Annotated in this window: 17 protein-coding genes and 1 other RNA gene; 12 read left to right on the top strand and 6 right to left on the bottom strand. The window is 58.6% G+C overall.

Translation table 11 applies throughout. The features are described from left to right. The first annotated feature begins 27 nt into the window (after nucleotides 1-27). The 7 genes from FD37_RS06135 (at nucleotide 28) to FD37_RS06105 (ending at nucleotide 9,537) form a co-directional block, all read left to right on the top strand. A complete protein-coding gene (locus FD37_RS06135) occupies nucleotides 28-876 on the top strand; it encodes a metallophosphoesterase (protein ID WP_056964230.1) in 849 nt (282 codons plus the stop codon). Nucleotides 877-1,346: 470 nt separating this feature from the next. After that, nucleotides 1,347-2,210 carry an AraC family transcriptional regulator gene (locus tag FD37_RS06130; protein ID WP_056964228.1) on the top strand — a complete coding sequence of 288 codons (864 nt, stop codon included), beginning with the start codon at nucleotides 1,347-1,349 and terminating at the stop codon, nucleotides 2,208-2,210. Nucleotides 2,211-2,383: 173 nt separating this feature from the next. After that, nucleotides 2,384-3,049 (top strand): sugar O-acetyltransferase, encoded by a 666-nt coding sequence (locus FD37_RS06125; RefSeq protein ID WP_045808383.1) that lies wholly within the window; start codon nucleotides 2,384-2,386, stop codon nucleotides 3,047-3,049. Further along, nucleotides 3,039-5,255 (top strand): alpha-galactosidase, encoded by a 2,217-nt coding sequence (locus FD37_RS06120; protein ID WP_056964226.1) that lies wholly within the window; start codon nucleotides 3,039-3,041, stop codon nucleotides 5,253-5,255. The genes FD37_RS06125 and FD37_RS06120 overlap by 11 nt, the downstream gene beginning before the upstream one ends. A gap of 176 nt (nucleotides 5,256-5,431) precedes the next feature. Then, the gene (locus FD37_RS06115) at nucleotides 5,432-7,360 is read left to right on the top strand and encodes a sugar MFS transporter (protein WP_056964224.1); all 1,929 of its coding nucleotides are present in this window, start codon (nucleotides 5,432-5,434) and stop codon (nucleotides 7,358-7,360) included. Nucleotides 7,361-7,672: 312 nt separating this feature from the next. Beyond that, complete coding sequence (locus tag FD37_RS06110; RefSeq protein ID WP_225436304.1) at nucleotides 7,673-8,632, top strand: helix-turn-helix transcriptional regulator; 960 nt, start codon at nucleotides 7,673-7,675, stop codon at nucleotides 8,630-8,632. A gap of 197 nt (nucleotides 8,633-8,829) precedes the next feature. Beyond that, entirely contained in the window at nucleotides 8,830-9,537 is a 708-nt protein-coding gene (locus FD37_RS06105; RefSeq protein ID WP_056964222.1) for a hypothetical protein, read from the top strand. 211 nt (nucleotides 9,538-9,748) lie between these two features. On the opposite strand, the gene FD37_RS06100 is transcribed toward FD37_RS06105, so the two are convergent. Genes FD37_RS06100 through FD37_RS06085 form a run of 4 tightly spaced genes read right to left on the bottom strand, consistent with a single transcriptional unit; the run spans nucleotide 9,749 to nucleotide 13,785 of the window. Then, nucleotides 9,749-11,017 carry an ABC transporter substrate-binding protein gene (locus FD37_RS06100; RefSeq protein WP_056964220.1) on the bottom strand — a complete coding sequence of 423 codons (1,269 nt, stop codon included), beginning with the start codon at nucleotides 11,015-11,017 and terminating at the stop codon, nucleotides 9,749-9,751. 5 nt (nucleotides 11,018-11,022) lie between these two features. After that, on the bottom strand, nucleotides 11,023-11,841 hold the full coding sequence (locus tag FD37_RS06095; protein WP_056964218.1) for a carbohydrate ABC transporter permease: 819 nt from the start codon (nucleotides 11,839-11,841) through the stop codon (nucleotides 11,023-11,025). Next, entirely contained in the window at nucleotides 11,838-12,737 is a 900-nt protein-coding gene (locus FD37_RS06090; RefSeq protein ID WP_056964216.1) for a carbohydrate ABC transporter permease, read from the bottom strand. The genes FD37_RS06095 and FD37_RS06090 overlap by 4 nt, the downstream gene beginning before the upstream one ends. Further along, nucleotides 12,724-13,785 (bottom strand): ABC transporter ATP-binding protein, encoded by a 1,062-nt coding sequence (locus FD37_RS06085; RefSeq protein ID WP_056964214.1) that lies wholly within the window; start codon nucleotides 13,783-13,785, stop codon nucleotides 12,724-12,726. The genes FD37_RS06090 and FD37_RS06085 overlap by 14 nt, the downstream gene beginning before the upstream one ends. A gap of 300 nt (nucleotides 13,786-14,085) precedes the next feature. On the opposite strand from FD37_RS06085, the gene FD37_RS06080 reads away from it, so the two are divergent. After that, complete coding sequence (locus tag FD37_RS06080) at nucleotides 14,086-15,612, top strand: endonuclease MutS2 (RefSeq protein WP_056964212.1); 1,527 nt, start codon at nucleotides 14,086-14,088, stop codon at nucleotides 15,610-15,612. Nucleotides 15,613-16,092: 480 nt separating this feature from the next. On the opposite strand, the gene FD37_RS06075 is transcribed toward FD37_RS06080, so the two are convergent. After that, nucleotides 16,093-16,533 carry a hypothetical protein gene (locus FD37_RS06075; RefSeq protein ID WP_056964210.1) on the bottom strand — a complete coding sequence of 147 codons (441 nt, stop codon included), beginning with the start codon at nucleotides 16,531-16,533 and terminating at the stop codon, nucleotides 16,093-16,095. A gap of 169 nt (nucleotides 16,534-16,702) precedes the next feature. Continuing rightward, nucleotides 16,703-17,073: a transfer-messenger RNA gene (ssrA, locus tag FD37_RS12600) on the bottom strand. Nucleotides 17,074-17,339: 266 nt separating this feature from the next. Between ssrA and FD37_RS06070 the strand changes: the two genes are divergently transcribed. The 4 genes from FD37_RS06070 to FD37_RS06055 all read left to right on the top strand — a co-directional run bounded on the left by FD37_RS06070 (nucleotide 17,340) and on the right by FD37_RS06055 (nucleotide 21,809). Further along, nucleotides 17,340-18,074: a response regulator transcription factor gene (locus FD37_RS06070; protein WP_056964208.1), complete on the top strand. Its 735-nt coding sequence runs from the start codon at nucleotides 17,340-17,342 to the stop codon at nucleotides 18,072-18,074. Further along, nucleotides 18,071-19,519 (top strand): sensor histidine kinase, encoded by a 1,449-nt coding sequence (locus FD37_RS06065; RefSeq protein WP_056964206.1) that lies wholly within the window; start codon nucleotides 18,071-18,073, stop codon nucleotides 19,517-19,519. The genes FD37_RS06070 and FD37_RS06065 overlap by 4 nt, the downstream gene beginning before the upstream one ends. Nucleotides 19,520-19,596: 77 nt before the next feature. Beyond that, complete coding sequence (locus FD37_RS06060) at nucleotides 19,597-20,748, top strand: class I SAM-dependent methyltransferase (RefSeq protein WP_056964204.1); 1,152 nt, start codon at nucleotides 19,597-19,599, stop codon at nucleotides 20,746-20,748. Nucleotides 20,749-20,939: 191 nt separating this feature from the next. Continuing rightward, on the top strand, nucleotides 20,940-21,809 hold the full coding sequence (locus FD37_RS06055; RefSeq protein WP_045808405.1) for a GRP family sugar transporter: 870 nt from the start codon (nucleotides 20,940-20,942) through the stop codon (nucleotides 21,807-21,809). Nucleotides 21,810-21,814 lie beyond the last annotated feature (5 nt).

Raw genomic sequence — 21,814 nt, 5'->3', positions numbered from 1 at the left:
TATCAAAACGACACGGAGGTGATGGGGATGACGCAGTTAACGTTTATCGGGGACATCCATTCGGCGGCCGACGATTTGCGGGCCTTGCTGCAGGACCCCGTAGTGGCGGCCAGTCGGCTGATCTTTCTGGGGGACTACATCGACGGGAACCCCCAACGCCAGTTCAGGGACCACGTCGAGCGCGCACCGTTGGACCCGTTGGGCGTGTTGCGCCTGGTGCGTGAGCGGGTCGACCAGCACGGCGACGTGGCGTTATTGGGCAATCACGATGCCTTTTGGACCGAGACGGCGCGCTGGGACACCTTACAGTATCAGACCTGGAAGCTCAACGGCGGTGCCCAGACCTGGCGTCGCCTGGGAATCCACGCGACCAGCCTGCCGGCGGTCGCGGCGGCCCTGAGCGATGCGCCGTTGAAGGACCTCACCGACTGGTTGGCGGCCCAGCCACTGAGTTGGCAGAACGCGGCGATCCTGGCCGTCCACGCCGGAATCGACTGGGACCGGCCGTTAGCGCAGCAGCGTGACGACGACCTGATGTGGATCCGGGACGACTATTACTTTGCCAGTCAGCAACCGGATAGCGGGTGGCACGCTAACGACCTGGGCAAGGTCATCGTGACCGGCCACACGCCGGTCCAGGTGCTGGCGCCCGGGCGGGGCTACCTGAAGATGCAGGCCACCCCGCAAGACGTGCCCCGTTACCTGATCGATGCGGGGAGCCGCTCCGGGGCCTTCGACGGGGGCGTCGGGTCGTTGACGCTGACGGCAGCGGGGACGGTGGTCCAGGCCAAGCGGGCCATCAAGGGCCGCCTGTACGACGGCAATCAACTGGTGACGGAGGCCATGGTGGCAGCACCGCCAGCGAAGACGGACTAACCAGGTGGAAACGGAATCAATCGCCGGTTGGGCCGTGTTATGGCGCCGGTCATTCGGCAATCCTCAAAATAAATGAAGCGATAAAACCAGTCAGAAAATTCTCGACTATGAGAATTTCCTGACTGGTTTTTAGAATTCGAGCGATAGTCCAAACGGCGCAGGGAGCTAGTTGATCAGGAAGCGGTGGTGGCAGTGACGTGTCATCCTATCGACTGCCACTGCTTTCAACGAGCACTCGATGGCTGCGGATGGGTCATTTCATGCATAGCGGGTATCGGATAGGTGAGCGCAACAGAGGCGACTTGATGGTCGTGCCCACCTCGGCCAGCTTGCTCGCCGGCGTGAAGCGCAGTGACTGACTGCAGACAAAATTTGGCTTCAATCAATTTTCTGGATATTAATTTTGGAACGGCTATGCTAAGGTGGTTGAGAAAGCCCTTTCACATAGATTGGGGACGGGAGGAGATACCATGGAGAAAGCGCACAGCATCCTATTGACGGCCTACGCGGATCAGCCGGTCTCGCTGACCTGCGCCGGGACATCCCAGACCTGCCCGGGACACCGCTACGGCCCAGCGGTTCGCGGGTATTACGTGGTTCACTACATCGTGGCGGGACGGGGGACCTTTCAGGTCGACGGGGTGACCTACCACCTGCACGCGGGGCAGGGCTTTTTGATTCAGCCCCACGCCCGGAGTTTTTACATCGCCGACGAACAGGATCCCTGGCAGTACGTCTGGCTGGGCTTCAGCGGCCCCCATGCCGATCAGCTGGTCGCCGCGGCGGGGTTCACGCCCCAGGAACCGACCTATCAGGTGACGCCGGTCGCGGCCGAACTCAGCGAGTGCGTCCAGGGGGTGCTGGCCCATCCCCGCGACACCATGGCCGACAGTCTCTGGCGCACGGGGCAGCTCTACCAGTTCTTCGGCCGCTTGGCGGCGACCGCCCAACGCGGCACGACCGCTTCGATCGGCAACCCCTACATCAACTCGGCGGTGACCTACATCCGCCAGCACATCGACGAGCACTTGACGGTGACCCAGCTGGCGGCTTCGGTGGGGTTGAACCGCAGCTACTTTTCGGACCTGTTCAGGACCACCATCGGGGTGCCGCCGGTCCGCTACATCCACGACTTCCGGCTGACGCTGGCCTGTCACTACCTGGAAGCGTCGGACCTGCCGATTCAGCGGATTGCCGGGCGGTGTGGGTATCAGCGCACCGAGGTCCTGAATCACCAGTTCAAACGCCAGTACGGCCTGGCCCCGCGCGACTACCGGCAACAGCTGCACCTGACGAACCGCCCCCTGGAGAACCCGGCCGGAAAACTCGGTTAAGATAGAAAATTGTCACGCTGAAAGATCATTGACCACCCAACTAAATTTGTGCGTCACGGCCGAGAGTCCCTAACAAATGGACAACTTTAGCCAACAAAGGTGGGTGGTATGTCTTTTTGGTAGCGGTTACAATGAAAACCGTATGAAAGACTAACCTGGAGGTGCCGTTAATCATGCAAAAAGATTTGAAAACCCTCTCGGCCACGGAGAATCGCGACCGAATGTTGGCGGGAAAACTCTATGATCCCGGAGAACCCACCTTGATGAACGAACAGCAACACTACCAGCAGGACCTGGCGGACTATAACCAGTTGGCCTTTACGGACATGGCCGGCCGGGCCCAGTGGTTAGCGGACCACTTCGCATCAGTGGGACCGGACAGCTACATCGAACAACCCTTCTACGCCAACTGGGCGGGCCACCACGTCCACCTGGGGGCCGCCGTTTACGCCAATTACCACCTGACATTGGTCGACGACGGCGAGATCTTCATCGACGACCACGTGCTGCTGGGGCCCAACGTGACCCTGGTCACCGCGGGCCACCCCATCGACCCGCAACGGCGACGGGCGGCGTACCAGTACAACCGACCGATCCACCTCAAGGAAAACGTCTGGTTAGGTGCCAACGTGACGGTGCTACCGGGCGTGACGATTGGTGAGAACACGGTCGTTGGCGCCGGGGCTTTGGTCACCAAGGACCTGCCGGCCAACGTGGTCGCCATCGGCACGCCGGCCCAAGTGGTACGGTTGATCACCCAGCACGACCGGGACTATTACGATCACGACCAGCCCATGGACGTGACGGCACCCACACAGGAGGAGACCCATGACAATTAAAATCAATGCCCAGAAAAACTTGTTTCACTTACAGACCGACCACACCAGCTACATCCTGACGGTCATGCCCAACGGCGAACTCGGCCAGCTGTACTACGGCGACCGGTTGCCGGTCAAGGAACACTATGCCAACCTGTCCCAGCGCGAGGAGCGGGGCGGCATGGCGACCTGGAACGATGGCCTGCCCGACTTTCAACCGGAGATGCTCAAGCAGGAGTACGCCAGCCTGGGCAAGGGCGACTTCCGCCTGCCGGCCTTTCAGCTGACCCAGCCCAACGGCAGCCGCACCTCGGAGTTCGCCTACCAGGACTACACGCTGACCGCGGGGAAAAAGCGGTTGGCCGGGTTACCGGCGACCTTTGACGACACCCACGACGACGCGGAGACCCTGGTCTGCCACCTCAAGGACGCCATCACCGGGGTGCGGTTGGACCTGGCCTACACGGTCTTCCCGCACCAGGACGTGCTGGTGCGCAGCGCACGGTTCCACAACCCGACGACCACGGCGGTCACCCTGAATGCGGCCGCTAGCCTTCAACTGGACCTGCCGGATGCCGATTACGACTTCCTGCAGTTTGCCGGCGACTGGGCCCGGGAGCGCCACCTCTACCGCACCCACCTGCGGCCGGGCCTGCAGAGTATCGACAGCCTGCGCGGCGCGTCGAGTCACCAGGAGAACCCGTTCATGATCCTGGCACGGCCGGATACCACCGACGACCAGGGGAGTGCCTTCGGGCTGAACCTGGTCTACTCGGGAAACTTCCAGGATAGCGTCGAGGTCGACCAGTTTGCGACCAGCCGGGTCCTGGTGGGCATCAACCCGCACGAGTTCGGCTGGCAGCTGGCGCCGGGGACCGACTTTCAGACACCGGAGGCCATCCTGAGCTACACGGACCGTGGTCTGAACCAGCTGTCCCAACAGTTAGGGGCCTTTTACCAAGCCCACCTGGTCAACCCGACGTTCGCGCACCAGGACCGGCCCATCCTGATCAATAACTGGGAGGCCACCTACTTCGACTTCAACGAAGAAAAGCTGATGACCATCGTCCAGCAGGCCCACGACCTGGGCATCGAGATGTTCGTGCTGGACGACGGGTGGTTCGGCCACCGCAACGACGACACCACCTCACTGGGCGACTGGTTCGTCAACCAGCCCAAGTTCCCCCACGGCCTGACGCACTTCGGCGACCGGGTCCACGCGCTGGGGATGCAGTTGGGGCTGTGGTTCGAGCCGGAAATGATCTCGCAGGATAGCGACCTGTACCGCCAGCACCCGGACTGGGTGGTCGGGGATCCGGCCGCGACGTTGACGCCTAGCCGCCACCAGTTCGTCCTCGACATGACCCGACCGGAGGTGATCGACTACCTCTTCGGGAAGATCAGCAGCGTGATCAGTGCGATGCACCTGGATTACGTGAAGTGGGACATGAACCGTAACCTCACCGAGGCCTTTAGCCGGCGGTTGGGGGCCGACCAGCAACTGGAGTTCACCCACCGCTACATCCTGGGGGTCTACCAGCTATACGACCGGCTGACCCACGCACACCCGGACGTTTTGTTCGAGTCCTGCGCTTCCGGGGGCGGACGGTTCGACCTGGGGATGATGTACTACGCGCCACAGGCCTGGACCAGCGACGACACCGACGCGGTCGAACGGCTGAAGATTCAGTGCGGCACGTCTTACGGGTACCCGCAGGCCATGATGGGCGCCCACGTTTCGGCGGTGCCCAACGACCAGAACGGCCGGGTCACGTCGCTCGCGACCCGGGGGGCGGTGGCGTTCTTTGGCGACCTGGGCTACGAGCTGGACATTACCCAGATGACCCCGGCGGAATTAGAACAGATCAAGGAACAGGTGGCCTTTTACCAGGAACACCGGCACCTGTTCCAGTTCGGAACCTTCTACCGGGTGGACAGCCCGTTCGCCGGCGACGGCAACGTCACCAGTTGGGGCGTGGTCGCGGCCGACCAGGGCAGTGCCATCTTCGGCCGCTACCAGCTGTTGAACCACCCCAACGCGCCGTACCAGCGCCAGTTCCTCAAGGGGTTGGACCCGCAGCGGACCTACACGGTGAACCAGGATTCAGAGCACTTCTCCGGGGCCGAGCTGATGCACGCGGGCCTCTTCGTGCCGACGGTCAAGCCGCAGCAGGGGTACTCGAGTGACTTCAGCGCCCAGCTGTTTATCGTCCGGGCGGTGCAGTAGGCAGTCCATCGGGGCTCGTTAAAAATAGAGCCAGAACGTTGCTAAAATGATGAGTGATTAGAATTTAGTCTGATTGACGTCAAACGACGGATAAACAACTAATAATGGCGCCAACTGCCGTGAGCCCCCGCCGCTAACGGGGACCCGGGAGTTGGGGAATGGTGAGGCGAAGCACAATGGAAAACGAAACGAAATCTCAGAAAATGAAATCGCGGTTAGCCTATTCGTTTGGGGCGTTTGGGCACGATGCCTTCTTCACGACCCTGTCGACGTACTTTATCATGTTCGTGACCTCGCAGCTCTTTACCAAGAGCGACGGGGCACAGGGGGCCCGGATGATTGGGATCATCACGATGATCATCTTCATCCTGCGGTTCGTGGAACTGGCGATCGACCCGTTGATCGGGAACGCCATCGACAACACCCAGTCACGCTGGGGGCATTTTAAGCCCTGGATCGTGGTCGGGGGGACCGTGGGCTCGGTCGTGTTGGCGATCCTGTTCACCAACATGGGCGGCTTGAACACGGCGAATCCCATCCTGTATCTGATTATTTTTGCCATCCTGTACATTACGATGGACGTATTTTATTCCTTTAAGGATGTCGGTTTCTGGTCGATGATCCCAGCCATCTCGTTTGACTCGGTCGAACGGGAAAAGACCGCGACCTACGCCCGGGTCGGCTCGACGCTGGGCGCCAACATCGTGGCCATCGTGGTGATGCCCTTGGTCGGCCTCTTCTCGGTCGAATCGAATCACGGGCAGGGGGACGCGCGCGGCTGGTTCGCCTTTGGGCTGATCATCGCGCTGGTCTCCTGGATCTCCGCGCTGGCCGTGGGGCTGTGGACCCGGGAAAACGACTCGCAGTTGCGGAAGAACAAGGAAAAAACGACCGTGCGGGACGTCTTCAAGGTCCTGGGCCGCAACGACCAACTGATGTGGCTGTCCTTGATGTACGGGCTGTACACGTCAGGCATCGCCATCACCAACGCGCTGGAATTTTACTACTTCACGTACATTCTGGGGAAACCCAAGGAATTCACTTACTTAGGCTTCATTAACGCCGTGATTGGAATCATCGCTGTGGTGGCCTTCCCACCACTGGCCAAGAAGTTCAGCCGGCGTAAGGTCTTCTTCCTGTCAATCATCGTCATGCTGGTCGGCATGGCGCTCTTCACGGTCGCCGGCCAGTCGTTGGCACTGGTCCTGATCGCCGCGGGGCTGTTCTACGTTCCGCAACCGCTGATTTTCTTGGTGGTCTTGATGATTCTGAGTGACTCGGTGGAATACGGACAACTGAAGTTCGGTCACCGTGACGAGTCGCTGACCCTGTCCGTGCGGCCCCTGCTGGATAAAATGGGGGGCGCGATTGCCAACGGGATCGTCGGGCTCACCGCGGTGATGGCAGGGATGACCGCCGGCGCCACGGCCAGTGACGTGACCGGTCACGGCCAGCTGGTCTTTAAACTGATGATGTTTGGTCTGCCGACCCTGATGGTCTTGGCGGGGACCTACATCTTCTTCAAGAAGGTCACGTTAGACGAGACCGAACACGCCGAGATCGTCAAGCAGCTGGAGCAGACCTGGCACGAGCACCTGGATAGTGGCGTTGCACCGGCCGACCTGCAGGCGGCATCGGTGGCAACCACCGATTTCTTGGTACCGGTCTCCGGGACCTTGCAACCGCTGGACCAGGTCAACGAGCGGACCTTTGCGTCCGGGCAGATGGGGCCGGGCTTTGCGATTAAGCCGGCCGATGGGGAGGTCCACGCGCCGTTTAGCGGTACGGTCGAGGCGACCTTCCCCACCCGTCACGCGATTGGGTTGCGGTCGGATAACGGGATCCTCGCGTTGATCCACGTCGGTATCGGCACCATCATGATGGACGGGACCGGCTTCGTGCAGTACGTCAATCGCGGCGACCACGTGGAAGCCGGCCAGGAGCTGATCGAGTTCTGGGCGCCGGCCATTCAGCAGGCCGGCCACGACGACACCGTGATGGTGGTCATCGCCAACCCCGAGAAGCTGACGGACCTGACCTTTGCCCCGACCAGCGGCGAGGTGGTCCACGGCGACCAGATTGCGCAGTTACGATTGAAGGATTAGACGAACCGTTGACTGACGAGAGTTACCGAAAGTAGCCGTTTTTTGGACGAAGCGACAGGAGCCTGGGACAAAAGTCTCAGGCTCTTAGTGTCTCCGAATATTGGGTGTCGAAACGTGCGCCAAAAGGCAGCTGGTTCCGCTTAACCCCGTCAGCCAAACAATCCAGGTTCAGGATTGTCCGTCTGACGACGTTCATGCTCACCAGCTAACCGCCTTTTGTCCCACTCTTTTTCTGCGGTGCTGGGCTGGTGATTTTGCCAAAAAACGTGCTATGATGAATCATAAACGACTTTGAACGAGGAGGAAAACCGGATGGAAAGTAATGCGCGCGTCGCCGAATTGATGGTTCGCTTAATGCACGGCGAGACTTTGTGTCAGGGGGACCTCCAGAAGCAATACCGCATCAGTCTGCGCACCTGTCAACGTGATCTGTCGTATATTCGCCAGGCGTTGGCGGAGTATGATGCGGGGGAGATTGAAGAGCGGGCGGGCACGTACCGGCTGACCCGGCAAAGCGAGGCGGCGGACCTGGAGATGGTCCTCACGACCAGTCAGATTCTGTTGGGTTCGCGGGCCCTCGATTCGACGGAACTGGCCGCCACGTTGCAGTTCTTGAGCGCGAGCCTGTCGCCGGAGATGCAGGCGGTCGTCCGCAAGCACCTGACCCTTTCGCGAGGCAGCTACCTGCCCCTGTCACGGCCCAAGCCCCTACTGCGGCGCTTGCGCGAGATAACGGAGTGCATCGCTCAGAACGAAAAACTGGTCTTCACGTACCTCAGCAGTCGGGCAACGGAACCGCGGCCGCGGGTCCACCACGCCCAACCCGTGGCACTCTTTTTCGAGACCTATTATTTTTACGTCGCGATGTTGAGCCAGGAGCGGGGCGGGTACTGGTTGTACCGGCTGGACCGCATCGACACGATCCTCAGCAAGCAGGCGGGTGAGAAGCTGGACTACGCGGCCCGGTTTTCCCTGCAGGATCACCGTCATCAGACCTATTGGCTGGATTCGGGGACGGTCACGCAGATTCGCTTCATCTACCGCTACTACCTGCAAACGGTCCTGGACCACTTTCCAGGCTCGCGGGTCATCGAGCAGCGCGCGGATGGCAGCTACCTCATCGAGGCCTACGTAAAGGTCGATGGGGCGATGTTTTGGTTACTGAGCCAGGGGGCCGGGCTCCAGGTGGTCTCCCCGCCGTCGTTGGTTCAGCGGATGCGGGAAACCCTAACGGCGGCGCGCGACCAGTATCGCGACGATGAGGGAAGTTAGCAGGGTGTTTAAGCAGAAGTCATTGAAAAAATCGTTGTCGCCGAATGGGGACAACGATTTTTTTGGACTGTTTTGCCAAGCTGGTGGGCCAACGACATATTATGACACCCTGAATTTGTATACTTAGTCTCAGTGATTAAGGTAAAGACGTTGTTTGAGCCTTTCAATCCATTATTTCATTTGAGGAGGAAACAGTGATGCAAAAATGGGTCAAAATGAGTTTAGTAGTTGCCATGGGGGCAACGATGACGGTTGCGGGAATGCCGGCAACGGCCAACGCAGCCAGCAAGACGAAGGTTCTCTCAACACGAAAAATTGCAGCAACGACCGTTCATGGTCGTCAGGGAAATATCTATAGCGGGATTAAGCTGACCAAGGTACGGTATAATCTGAAACATTACCGCTACACGACTTGGACCGCAAGCAAGAAGGCCGTGGTGAAGAAGAACGGTAAGAAGGCTTACGTGACCTACATCAAGTCGGGTGCTAAACATGGTTGGGTGTACAGCCGTTACCTGACGAACGGTAAGGCACCGTTTAATAAGGCTAAAAAAATGAAGAATGATATGCTGGCGACGAAGCGCGCGGCCTTATCGAGTGGTAGTGCGAATGTTCAAAGCACGGTACGTGATCAATCAACCTACGAGGACTTGGGGGATGCCTTAACGCACAGTGGCGGATTTGGCTGGTGGGGTGACGACATGGAAGACAGACTCCAAGACCAGGCAGGATTACTAAACATTTATGATGTCTATAAAGGTCGATTTAGTAAAAGCGAGAATGAAAATCTAGCTGCAATGGCGCAGAAAGTAGAAAGTTTACAGCCGTCTGAAGATAACAACCCGTTTGAGAGTTCTTTAGACAATTTTGCGGAAGCTCTGGGAGATTTGATTGCTGACCTTTAAAAGATAATTGATGTTAATGACCGATAACACTGGTGGGTACCACTGCATCAAAAATTAAAGGGTTGTCTATCTGAAACCTTATCTGAGTTAGTGGCCGAATTGAGCTAATCCAGTGTATTAGGTAGCAGCTAAAATTTAAAATAACAGGACCCCTGTTCGTTAGTCAATTAAGCCTAACGAGCAGGGGTCCTTTGTCTATTTTTAGATGCTTCTAGGCACCCCGGTTCTCACGCAGAATCGTGTTCACCCGTTGTTGGAGCTGTGGCAGGGCCTGTTCCGGGGAGGTCTGGGTCGTGGTCAGCCGATCCAGGGACTGATTAATGGCGGTGAAGTACTGCGGGTATCCCTGAAAGGCGCGGTCCTGAAAGCCAAAGTCGAGCGACCGAACGGCGGCCCGGGCGTTGGGATGACGCGCGAGGTACCGTTGGTAGTGCGGGTCCTGACACGCGCTGGTCGTGAGCGGCAGGTACCCCGTCTTCTCGGCCCACTGAATCGTCTGCTTCTTTTGCAGGAGGAAGTGGAGAAAGGCAGCGGCCCCGCGGCGCTGGGCGGGCGATGCCGACTTGAAGAGGACGATGTCGTTTCCGGAGACCGAGGTCCCCTGACGTCCGTGGTAGCGCGGCTCGACCGTGGTGCCCCAGTGGAAGCCCTTGGGCGCGCTGGCCTGCATGACCGGAATGGCCGCCGAGGAGCCGCTATAGAAGAGCGTTTTACCGGCAAAGAATTGGGTACTCCCGTAGCCCGCGTTGCCGGCCGTCGTGGCGGTGTGGTCCTGTAACATGTCCCACAGCACGTGGGTCGCGGCGCGGGTCTGCTTCGTGTTCAGGTTGGCGCGGGGCCCCCGCGTGATGAGGGGCGTTCCGGCCTGATAGGTCAGGTCGTTCAGCTCGGTCAGAAAGCTCTGATCCAGGGCCAGTGCCGTGATGTGTTGGGACTTGAGCCGTTTTCCGTCTTGGTGCAGCGCGGCCCAGGTCGCCGGCAGGGCCACGTTTTGTTGTTTCAGCAGGTCGCGGTTATAGAAGAGGATGCGGGCCGACTTGGAGAACGGAAAGGCGTAGGCCTTGCCCCGATAGCTGATGGATTGGCGAAAAACGGGCACCACGTCTTGAAAGGGCCGCTTCCCCAGGTAGGCGTCGAGCGGGACCACCAGGTGGCCTTGCACGTAGTTGGGGACGTTGGTGTAGGTGGTCTGGGCGATAGTCGGGAGGGTGTCGGACTTGGCGGCCACCGTGATTTTTTGCTGGAGGGTCCCGAAGTTGCCTTGCGACACCGGCACTACGCGGTAACGGGTCTGTGAGCGGTTGAACCGGTTCACCAGCTGCGTGAGGGCCGCTTGATGGTCGGCGGTCATCCCGTGCCAGAAGGTGATGGTGGTCCGGTGGGCGGCCTGCGAGGAGGCTGCCGGGTGGCCACAGGCGCTTAGGCACAGGATTCCGGTGAGGAGCAGGAAGCATTGGGTGAGACGACGAAGAGACGGCATGACGATTATCCTTTCAGATTGGCACGGGTGATCCCGGCCACGATGTATTTTTGTAAGGCCAGATAGAGAATCAGGAGCGGCACCACCACGAACACCGTGGCGGCCATCAGCAGGGGATAGTTGGTCCCCGTCTGACTCGTGAAGGTCATCAGGCCAACGGGCAGGGTCCGCAGGCGGGGCGAGTTGGTCACGATAAGCGGCCACATGAAGGCGTTCCAGGAGCCGATGGCCTGTAAGAGCCCGACCGCCGTGATCACCGGCCGGTTCAGCGGCACCAGCACGTGCCACAGATACTGCCAATCGCTGGCCCCCTCCAGCCGTGCCGCGTAGTAGAGCGACTGGGGATGGGTGAGGAACGCTTGGCGCAGGGCGAACATGGCGAAGATGCTGGTCAGCCAGGGCACGATGAGGGCGGCGTAGGTGTTGATCCAGTGCAGGTGGGTCAGGGTGATGAAGTTCGGGATCAGGAGCAGTTCGCCCGGAATCATCGTGAGGGCGATCAGCCCCCGAAAAAGCAGCCGGCGCCCGTAGAAGTGCAGGTGACTGAAGGCAAAGGCGGCCAGGATGCTGGTGAAGAGCTGGCCGCCCGTGGTGGTGGCGGTGACCAGCAGGGAGTTCCCGTAATATTGGGCGAAGGGGGCGAGTCGCCAGGCGTGACGGTAGTTTTCCCAATGCAACGCCGATGACCAGGCAAAGGTCGGCAAGGTGAGAGTGGTGGCAGCCGGTTGCAGGCTGATCACGACCATCCAGACGAACGGCAACAGCATGGCCACAGCGCCCAGTGCGAGGAGGAGGTAACGTCCGCCGATAAGTAGTTTTTTCATCGTGCGTCCTTTCGAAGCCAACGGGTCCAGTGGTGAAAGTACGTACCGGCGAGTCCGGTGATGAGCAACACCAGGCCGAAGAGCACCAGCCCGCTGGCCGCCGCCAGGCCCGTCTGGTTTTCGATATAAAATTTCTGGTAAAGGTAGTAGGTCAGCGTCAGGTCGGCGTTGGCGGGGCCGGCCGAGCCGTGAAAAAGCGCGTAGACCTGGTCGAAGACCTTAAAGTTGGTGATTAGGGCGTTCACGGTGATCAGGATCACGGTGGGCGTCAAAAGCGGCCAGGTGACGTGCCAGAACCGTTGCCAGGCCGTGGCGCCGTTCAGCTGGGCCACGAGCAGATACCGGTCGTCGATGTGGTTCAGCCCGGCGAGGAAGAGCAGAATATTGAACCCCAGGCTCTGCCAGAGGCACAGGAGAATGAGTGCCAGCAGGGAATAGTGGGGGTCGTTTAGCCAGTCGATGTTGGTGTGGATCAGGCCGTTGACGACCCCGTGATCGGCCTGAAACAGCCAGCCCCAGACCAGGGAGACGGCGACGGTCGACGTGACGAATGGCAGAAAGTAGAGGGTTTGGAAGAATCTCGCGCAGTGGGGCAAGCGGTTTAAGAGCAGGGCCACCCCTAGGGCGAGCAGGACGGATGCCGGCACCACGCCGAGGGTGAACAGCAGGGTGTGCTGAACGGCACGGTGGAAGTCCGGGTCGTGCCAGAGTGCACCGAAGTTGGCCCACCCATAGGCGGTGACCCGGCCGGTATAGAAGTTGGACCGGGTGGCGAGACTTAGGCGCACGGCGCTGAGCAGGGGCCACACGGTGAAGAGCACCGTGATGATCAGCAGGGGCGCTAGGTAGGCGAGCGCGTGGAGGGTCGTTTTGAGCGACGGTTTAGGATTCAGCATGGTCCGTCCCTCCCGTCCACAGGCAACGGCCGTTGGCGGCAAAGAAGTAGCAGCCTGGGGCCGCCAAGCCAAGCGGGTACTCGCCAGGCGCCAGCGGGGGCAGGGCGGTGCTGATCAAGTCCTGTTGGTGCCAGCGCAGGTGACTCACGATGTCGCGCCCCAGGAAGTCTTGGGCGGTCAGCCGCATGGTCTGCGTGGTCAGTAAAGGAATCGGCGTGGGCGTGGCCAGCAGGGCTTCACTGCGAATGCCGACCAGCGTGGCGCTTGAAGCGAACCGAGCGGCCAGGCTATCCGGTAAGGCGGGGGCTAAAGCGGCAAAGGGCAGCGTGGTCAACCGCGGGCTTCCTATGAAACGGGCCACGGTCAGGTTGGCCGGCGTGTGGTAGAGCTGGTGACCGGTACCGGTCTGCTGAACCTGTCCGTGATGCAGCAAGGTAATGGTGTCGGCAATCTGGAGGGCGTCGGTCTGGTTATGGGTCACGAAGATTGTGGTGACGCCCGTGGCCTGCTGAATCCGACGAATCTCCTGGCGCAGGGTGACACGTAACTCGGCATCCAGGTTGGACAGCGGTTCATCGAGCAGTAAAACGGCCGGACGTTGGATGAGCGCCCGGGCCAGGGCCACGCGCTGTTGCTGCCCGCCGGAGAGCTCCCGGGGATACTTCTGCAAAAAGGGGGTGACCCGGACCAGCGCCGCAAATTGGCGAATCTGAGCCTCCCGTTCGGCCCGTTTCACGTGGGCCATCTTGAGGGGAAAGGCGATGTTGTCGTGCACGGTGAGGTGGGGGTACAGGGCGTAGTCTTGGAAGACCATTCCCACGTTTCGCTGACCCATCCCCTGGTGGGTGACGTCGACCTGGTCGAATAGGAGGCGGCCGTGATCCGGGGTCAATAGACCGGCGAGGAGGTTGAGGAGGGTGGTTTTCCCACTCCCACTGGGGCCGAGTAACGCCGTGAGTTCACCATCGGGGACAGTCCAGGTGAAGTGCGCCAGGGTCGGGGCTTGGTGCGGATAGGCGAGTGTGATGTCTTGAAAGGTAACTTCCAACGGGATGACCCTCTTTCTCACGGAAAAATTAGTGAAGCCAAACAATTATGTATTATTATAAACGATTTACGTTGGAACGGATTGGAAAAAACGTGGCTTTTGACAGAAATGACGGATATGGAAGCTTCAAGCAGCGATGATCGTTTGAACCGGTGCCCGGAACATGCTATTCTGAGACTATTCGCATCAAAAGGAGTGACGTTAATGAGTGTGGCAATTTGTCTGACGCCGTCCCTCAAGGATTAGGCGAGGCAATGGACAGACCCGTTCTCCATTGTCTGGTCACAAAAAGGAGAACTTATGGATAACACGATTCAAGAAACTTTACAACTCGATACGATTTTAGACGCGGTCGCCCGGCTGACCCACAGTGACTACGCCGCTGAGCAGCTCCGCCACACGCCGGTCCAGGATGACCTGGCGGGGGTGAAACGCGCGCTGGGCTTGACTCACGAGGCGCACCGGCTGCTGGCCCAGGACGTCATGCTGACGTTCTTTGATCTGGACCAACTATCGGTGATCCACACCAAGCTGGAACAGGGACGCCTGTTGACGGTGGAACAACTCAAGGCCGTGCAAGCGGCCCTGGTCAACTGGCGGCGGTTAGGCATCGTCCTGCGGCAACACACGGACGAGATTCCGCACCTGATGGACCTGCTGGCGCAACAGCCACCGTTGAACGGCCTGCGTGACCGCTTGGACGACGTGCTGGACCTGAACGGGATTCGCGACGACGCGACCCCCGAATTGGCCCAGTTGCGCAAGGATAAGGACAAGCAGTCCCGCCAGATTCAACAACAGCTGAGTCAGTTTATCGGCAAGCACTCGCACGAGATTCAGGGCAAGCAGCTGATTCGGCGCGACGCCCACTATTGCGTTCAGCTGAAGGCGACCTACAAGCACAAGTTCAAAGGGACCGTCATGGGGCAGTCGTCGACGGGCTCCACGGTCTACTTCGAACCCAGCACGGTCACCAAAACGGGGCTGGCCCTGGCGGCCACGGTCGCGGCGGAAGACGGGGAAGTCTACCAGATCCTGGCCACGATGACCGGCGACGTTGAGGACCACTGGACTGACCTGCAGAAACAGATTGCGCTGCTCAGTCAGCTCGACCAGATCTTCGCCCGCGGGCAGTACGGACTGGAACACGCCGCCATTTTACCCAAGCTGAACAGTCAACAGGAGCTGCACATCGTTAACGGGCGGCACCCGTTGCTGGGTGAAAAGGCCGTGCCGCTGAACGTGACGCTCGCGGCCAATCAAAGCCTGATGATTACCGGGGCCAACTCCGGTGGGAAGACCGTGGTCCTGAAGACCATCGCGTTGTTCTCGATGATGGTCAAGCTGGGCCTAGAGATCCCAGCCGACGAGGGGACCAATCTGGCCGTCTTCGACCAAGTCTCCATCGACATCGGGGACCAACAGAACATGGCGGCGCAGCTGAGTACCTTCTCGGGGGAAATGACCACGCTGGTGGGCATCACCGACCAGTTGCGGCCCAATGCGCTGATCCTGCTGGACGAAATCGGTAGCGGGACCGACCCAGAAGAGGGGACGGCGCTGGGCATCGCCATCATCCAGTACCTGATCGACCAGGGAGCCAAGCTGGTGGTCACGACCCACTACACGGGAATCAAAAATTACGCGGTCGCGGAACCACGCTTCGTGACCGGGGCGATGGCCTTCGACCGGGAGACGTTGATGCCGGAATACCGGCTCCTGTTGAACCAGGTCGGTGCCAGTGAGGCCATGTGGTTGGCCGAACGCATCGGCCTGAAGCCGGAGATCCTGAGTTTGGCGCGGAAGCAGTTAAAAACGCAAGAGTAAGCGCCAAGGTGGTTAGCGGATGGGTGCCATTGAGTGGTATCAGCGTTGCCACCAAAGAAACCTAAACAAAAACAGGCAGAAAATTCTCAACTTTTTGAGAGAATTTTCTGCCTGTTTTTTAGCAACCGAGGGATGTTCCCGCTCCGGCTTTTCGTCACTTAAAAGAAATGATTACGTGTTCTGTTAGTTGATTGATTATATTCTATCGACTTGCGTTTTTCATGCTAAAAACGAGAAAAACAGCAATGTCACTCTACTACGTGGTAATTAAGACGATGTGGCAGGATGACTACCATCGTCAAGATTGCTGGAGCGAAGCGGGCCCAGACCGTGAAATTGTGGTTGGCCAGCGTTTTTCAGCTGGCTTACCACAAGGCCGAGCTTGTAGACCCGTGACTTTCGGGGCTTCAAGTCGTGCCCACGGTCGTCACGGCCCAGCTGAGCGGAAGCAATCGGCAGTTACCTCAACAGATGCGTCAGTTATTGGTTAAATTCAACCGTGACGGCGTGGTCCCGTTCGTAGCCCGAGGCGATCTTTTGGACGAACAGCATCAGTTGCCACATGTCCAGGCGGTCGCAGTCGGTGAAAGGCGCGGCGAACGCGTGCGGGGCCTCGGGTGCGTCGAAGACCGTCATCAGCTGGTCGGCCCGCTTGCTCAGGGGATCGTCCGGGTGGCGTTCTGTGGTGAGGTCGTCTCGGTGCTCGTGAGCCCGCCACTGTTCAATGCCCTGTAACGCGTGGGCGAGGCGGTCGATGATGGCAGGGGTGATCGCCACGACCTGGCCGGGAGTCGGCTGTTCGGGAGTCCCTAACAGCTGCGCGGCGACGTTGGCCAGGGCGGCGGTCCGTAATGCGGGGGCTTCGTCCGAACGCAGGTCCTTACCATTGATTTCTTCGTGGACAACGACTTTGATTTCCATGATTCGCGACATCTCCTTATTGGTTGGCGAGCCAGCCAAGTGGGCTCGACCTCCGTTAGTGTACCACTCTTTGGCCCGGCGATGAGTGGGGTCGATCCCCACCGGTTCCAGGCCCCCCTTTAAAAAATGGGTATAAAAAAAGCTGCCAGCTCGCAAGCTAACAGTTATCTAATGGAGCCGGCGGGGATCGAACCCGCGTCCTAGCATATCGCCACCCCAGCCTCTACACTCATAGGCAGACTATTTGAGTTTCACCCAACAACTTGCCGCCTGTCAGGGCCAACATGCTGAGCTAACCTGATTAAGCTCTTTTGACCAGCTTCAGGTGGGAGCCAGTCAACGTAACCCGTTAAGTTTAGGACCCAGATCTAGCCCGCGGGTAAGACTAGGAGGATCTACGTTAAGCGCCTATTAAGCAGCTAAAGCGTAAGAATTGTTATTATTTTTTGCAGTTATAATTAAACTGGACCTTTTAACGTAGATGCCGCTACGGAGTGCAACCAAGGCTCGACCTATACCAGTCGAATCCAGAACGGCCCCAAAACGATACTCATATAGTTTACCATACAATCTGAGACCCGCAAAGGATTTCGCTTTTTCGGGAGTAAATTAGGGAAAACGGCGAACAGTCAGTATAGTATAATAGGTAACGACGGCGTGCCGACGGGAGGCCACCCTAGAAAGTACCAGAATCTTCATGGTTTCGCCATGACCTGGTCCGATATGGCGGGTATGGTAAACCCCATAACCACCCACACCTCCCGGGATGCACGCCAAATACCTTGCGGTCACTTTGGAGGTCACCTATGAAGCTATTAATGATTGAGGATAACCACTCGGTATCTCAAATGATGTCGATGTTTTTTAAAAAGGAACAATGGGACGTGTCGTTTGCCTACGATGGCAACGAGGCGGTCGAGATGTTCGCGGCCACGCCCAACGATTGGGACATGGTCACGCTGGACCTGAACCTGCCCGGCATGGACGGGATGCAGGTCAGCGCCGAGATTCGGAAGCTGTCTCCGACTGTGCCAATCATCATGTTGACGGCACGCGATTCGGAAAGCGACCAGGTGCTGGGCCTGGAAATGGGGGCGGACGATTACGTCACCAAGCCGTTTAGCCCGATTACCCTGATTGCCCGGATCAAGGCCCTGCACCGCCGTGCCGAACTGGGCCCGGTCACTAAGGGACAGGAGACGGCGCCGGTGGACGATACCGAGGCCTTCGACGTGGTCACCGAGCACTTTAAGCTGAACACCAAGACCCGGGAAGCCTACCTGAACGGCCGGCAGATCGAGGACTTGACGCCCAAGGAGTTCGACCTGCTGAAGACGTTGGCGCAAAAGCCCCGACAGGTCTTCTCCCGGGAGCAGCTACTGCAGCTGGTCTGGGATTACGAGTACTACGGCGACGAACGGACCGTGGACGCCCACATCAAGAAGTTGCGCCAGAAGATTGAAAAGGTGGGACCGCAAATCATCCAGACGGTCTGGGGTGTCGGTTATAAATTTGACGATAGTGGAGCCGATTCGAAATGAAGTTAATGTACCAGCAGATGTTGGGCTTTTTTGCGGCCATCACCATTATCCTGGTCCTGCTGGGCGTGTCGTACACCCAGATGACCCGGCACATGGTCTACAGCAACACCTGGAACACCCTTGAAAAATATTCGAACAGCCTGATCGAGCAGTCGCTGCGCATCAGTGCCGAGAACCCCAAAACGGTCAACTTCGACACCACGGCCCTGGAGAACAGCGAACAGCTGCTGCAGAACCAGGCGGTCAGCGTCACGATTTACAGTGCGCAGAACCAGATCGTCTTTCCGGCCAACGTGTACCAGCAGTCGATCAACACCAGCGACTGGAAGAAGCTGAAGAACAACCAGATTATCCATAAGGTCGTTGACCGGCGGTTGCGGAACAAGAACGGGCGGGTCACCCCGGCCGTGACCGAGGTCATGAAGCCGTACTTCTACAACCATAAACTGGTGGCGGTGGTGGTGATGGGGGTCTTCGTCTCCGACATCAACACCAACATCAACCAAATCAACCACAACCTGATGCGGGCGTTGCTGGTCTCGGTCCTGGTGGCCATCGTGGCCAGTTACATCCTGGCACGTTACTACACGTCGCGGATCAACCGGCTCCGGAAGGCGACCAACCAGGTGGCTCAGGGCAACTACGACATCCAGATGACCAGCCGCAACCGCGACGAGATCGACGACCTGATCAATGACTTTAACGGCATGACCCACTCTCTGAAGGACTCGCAAGAAGAGATCCAGCGGCAGGAACAGCGCCGCCGGGAGTTCATGGCCAATGCCTCGCACGAGATGCGCACGCCGCTGACCACCATCAACGGGCTACTGGAAGGGCTGGCCTACGACGCGATCCCCGAAGAAAGTAAGGAAGAGAGCATCGATTTGATGCGCAGTGAGACCAGTCGGCTGATCCGGTTGGTCAACGAGAACCTAGACTACGAGAAGATTCGTTCGAACCAGATCACGCTCAACCTGCACGAGTTTAACGCGGTCGACGCGCTGCACAACATCGTCGAGCAGTTGAAGCAAAAGGCCGATGACAGCGGCGATAGCCTGGAACTCCAGGCGCCGGCGGAGGTTGCGGTGTACGCCGACTACGACCGCTTCGTCCAGATTATGTTTAACATCACGCAAAACGCCATCCAGTTCACCCAGCAGGGGCAGATCACGATCACCGCCCAGCGCGGGTACGAGGAGACCATCGTGAAGGTCGCCGATACCGGGATGGGGATGAGTGACGAGCAGCTGCAGAACATCTGGGAGCGCTACTACAAGGCCGACCCGTCGCGGAAGAACACCAAGTACGGCGAATCCGGGCTGGGCTTGTCCATCGTGCACCAGCTGGTTCAGCTGCACCACGGCAAGATCAGCGTCGACACGACCTTCACCGTCATCTTCCCCGACCAGCACCAGACGAACGTGGATCGCGTGAAGACGGATTAGCGCGGGCGGCTCGTATCCGTCCGTGTGTCCAGCGGAAAACGTGGTACAATAGGAAGAATCATTTTAGGAGGATACACTTGAAAAAATTACAAATTACCGGGAAGTCCGTTCGTAAGTTCGAAGACGGCTATCCCGTGGTGAACATCACCGACTTCGAAAATCGTCAGGACTTTGAGGACGGCGCGTGGGTCCAATTGGAAAACCACGGTCATTTCGTGGCTACGGCCTACCTCGCCAAGCAGCACCGGGGCGCCGGCTACGTACTGAGTCTCCGGGAGAACGAAGCCATCGACGAGCGCTTCTTCGCCAGCAAGTTCCGCGCGGCTCAGGCCAAGCGGGCGGCCATTAACGTGGGGGCAGCCTACCGGGTCTTCAACGACGTGGGCGACGGCTTAGGCGGCCTGATTGTGGACGTGTACAACGGCATCTACGTGTTCCGGTGGCAAAATGCCGCGCTGAAGCACCAGAGCAAGCTGATCTACGCCGGCTTTGAGAAGGTCTTCGGCAAGGGACACACGGTTCTGACGACCACGCCCGGACAGGAGAAGCTCCAGGTCGTGACCGGTAAAATGCCGAACGGCCCGGTCTTGGTCAACGAAGCGGGCCTCAGCTACCCAGTGGACCTGACCGTCAGACGGCAACAGCTGGCCTTGGAATTCCGGAACCTGCGGATCTGGGCCCGGGAAAATAGTCAACAACGGCGGATCTTGAACCTCTACAGCGCCGAGACCGGCGTGGTGACCGCCGCAATGGTCGGCGAGGCGACCGAAGCCGTGACCGTGGACCCGACCAACCGGGCCACCACGACCCTGCAGGGCCAACTCACCGCGAACAACTTGGACCAGGCCGCCGTCGAGATGCGGACCATGGATATCACAAACTATCTCAACTATGCCATTAAGCACGAGTTGACCTTCGACACGGTCTTTGTGAATCCGCCGGCCTTCGTCCGCGGCAAGAAGCACCGCTTCGATTTGGAACAGGATTTAGGCGATTTACTGACCCAAGTCCTGCAGGTGACCCGGCCGGGGTCCCAAATCCTGGTGACGACCACGGCGCCGAGCTACTCAATGAAACGCCTGCGGACTACGGTTAATGACGTTGCGCAAAATTATACCGGTCATGTAACTGTTTCCAGCGAGTTCCACTCACCGGAAGACTTCATGACCAATTCTGCGAACCGGCAGAGCGAAGCGTTAAAGGGTTTACGTTTATCAATCACCGAATAATCAAGTTATGAAAACGCGTGAAAATAAAATAATTAATAGTGAACGGTTAGCTAGACCACTTGCCGTTCACTATTTTTTTTGTGAATAATCGTTTACTTTTAAGGGGAAAACCCTTAAACTGATTATTGCAAATTAAAAAGCGCTTTCAGAGAGAAACGGCATAATGAAACGAGAGTTGAGGGAGTTACAAAATGGGAATTTTACTAGCTTTGATCCCCGCACTGTGTTGGGGTAGTATCGGTCTGATTAGTGGTCGCTTAGGTGGGACGTCTTACCAACAAACGTTGGGCATGACGGCCGGGGCAGTTTTGTTCGGGTTGTTCTCCCTGATGTACTTCCACGTTCACTTGACGGGCATGGCCATGCTGGTCGGCATTGCGTCCGGTCTTTGCTGGGCCGTGGGACAGTTTGAACAGTTCCAGGCCATGAAGTTTATCGGGATTTCGCGGACGGTGCCGGTTTCGACCGGGTTACAACTGGCCGGGACCGCCCTGGCCGGGGTCCTGCTCTTCCACGAATGGAAGACGACCAGCATGGTCACGATGGGCACCATCGCGGTGATCGTCCTGATTGCCGGTGCCGCGTTGACGTCCCTACGCGATAAGCGCGCGGGCGTCAACAGCCAGCCCATGGAAGCCGGCAAGGGGGCCACGGCCATCGTGATCTCCACGATTGGGTACGTGCTCTACACGGTCATCGTGAACCTGTCCGGTTTAGATTCGAAATTGATTCTGTTCCCGCAATCCTTAGGGATGATCCTGGGAGCCCTGATCTTTATCCTCCTGTCACCACAGAACCGCCGGAAGGTCTGGCACGTGGCGACGGCGAAGAACGTCCTGACCGGGCTGGTCTGGGGCGTGGGGAACTTCTTCATGTTCATGGCGATTCCGTCCGTTGGGTTGGCCATCAGCTACTCGCTGGCCCAATGTGGGATCGTGATTTCCACCTTCGGAAGCATCTGGTTACTGGGTGAAAAGAAGACTGGCCGTGAAATGGTCTATACGACGATTGGCTCACTTTTGGTCATCGTTGGTGGGGTCACTCTCGGTTTGATGAAATAGGCTAA

This window comes from Levilactobacillus spicheri DSM 15429, from assembly GCF_001435095.1.
GTDB lineage: Bacteria > Bacillota > Bacilli > Lactobacillales > Lactobacillaceae > Levilactobacillus > Levilactobacillus spicheri.
This window is presented reverse-complemented; position numbering and strand designations above follow the sequence as displayed.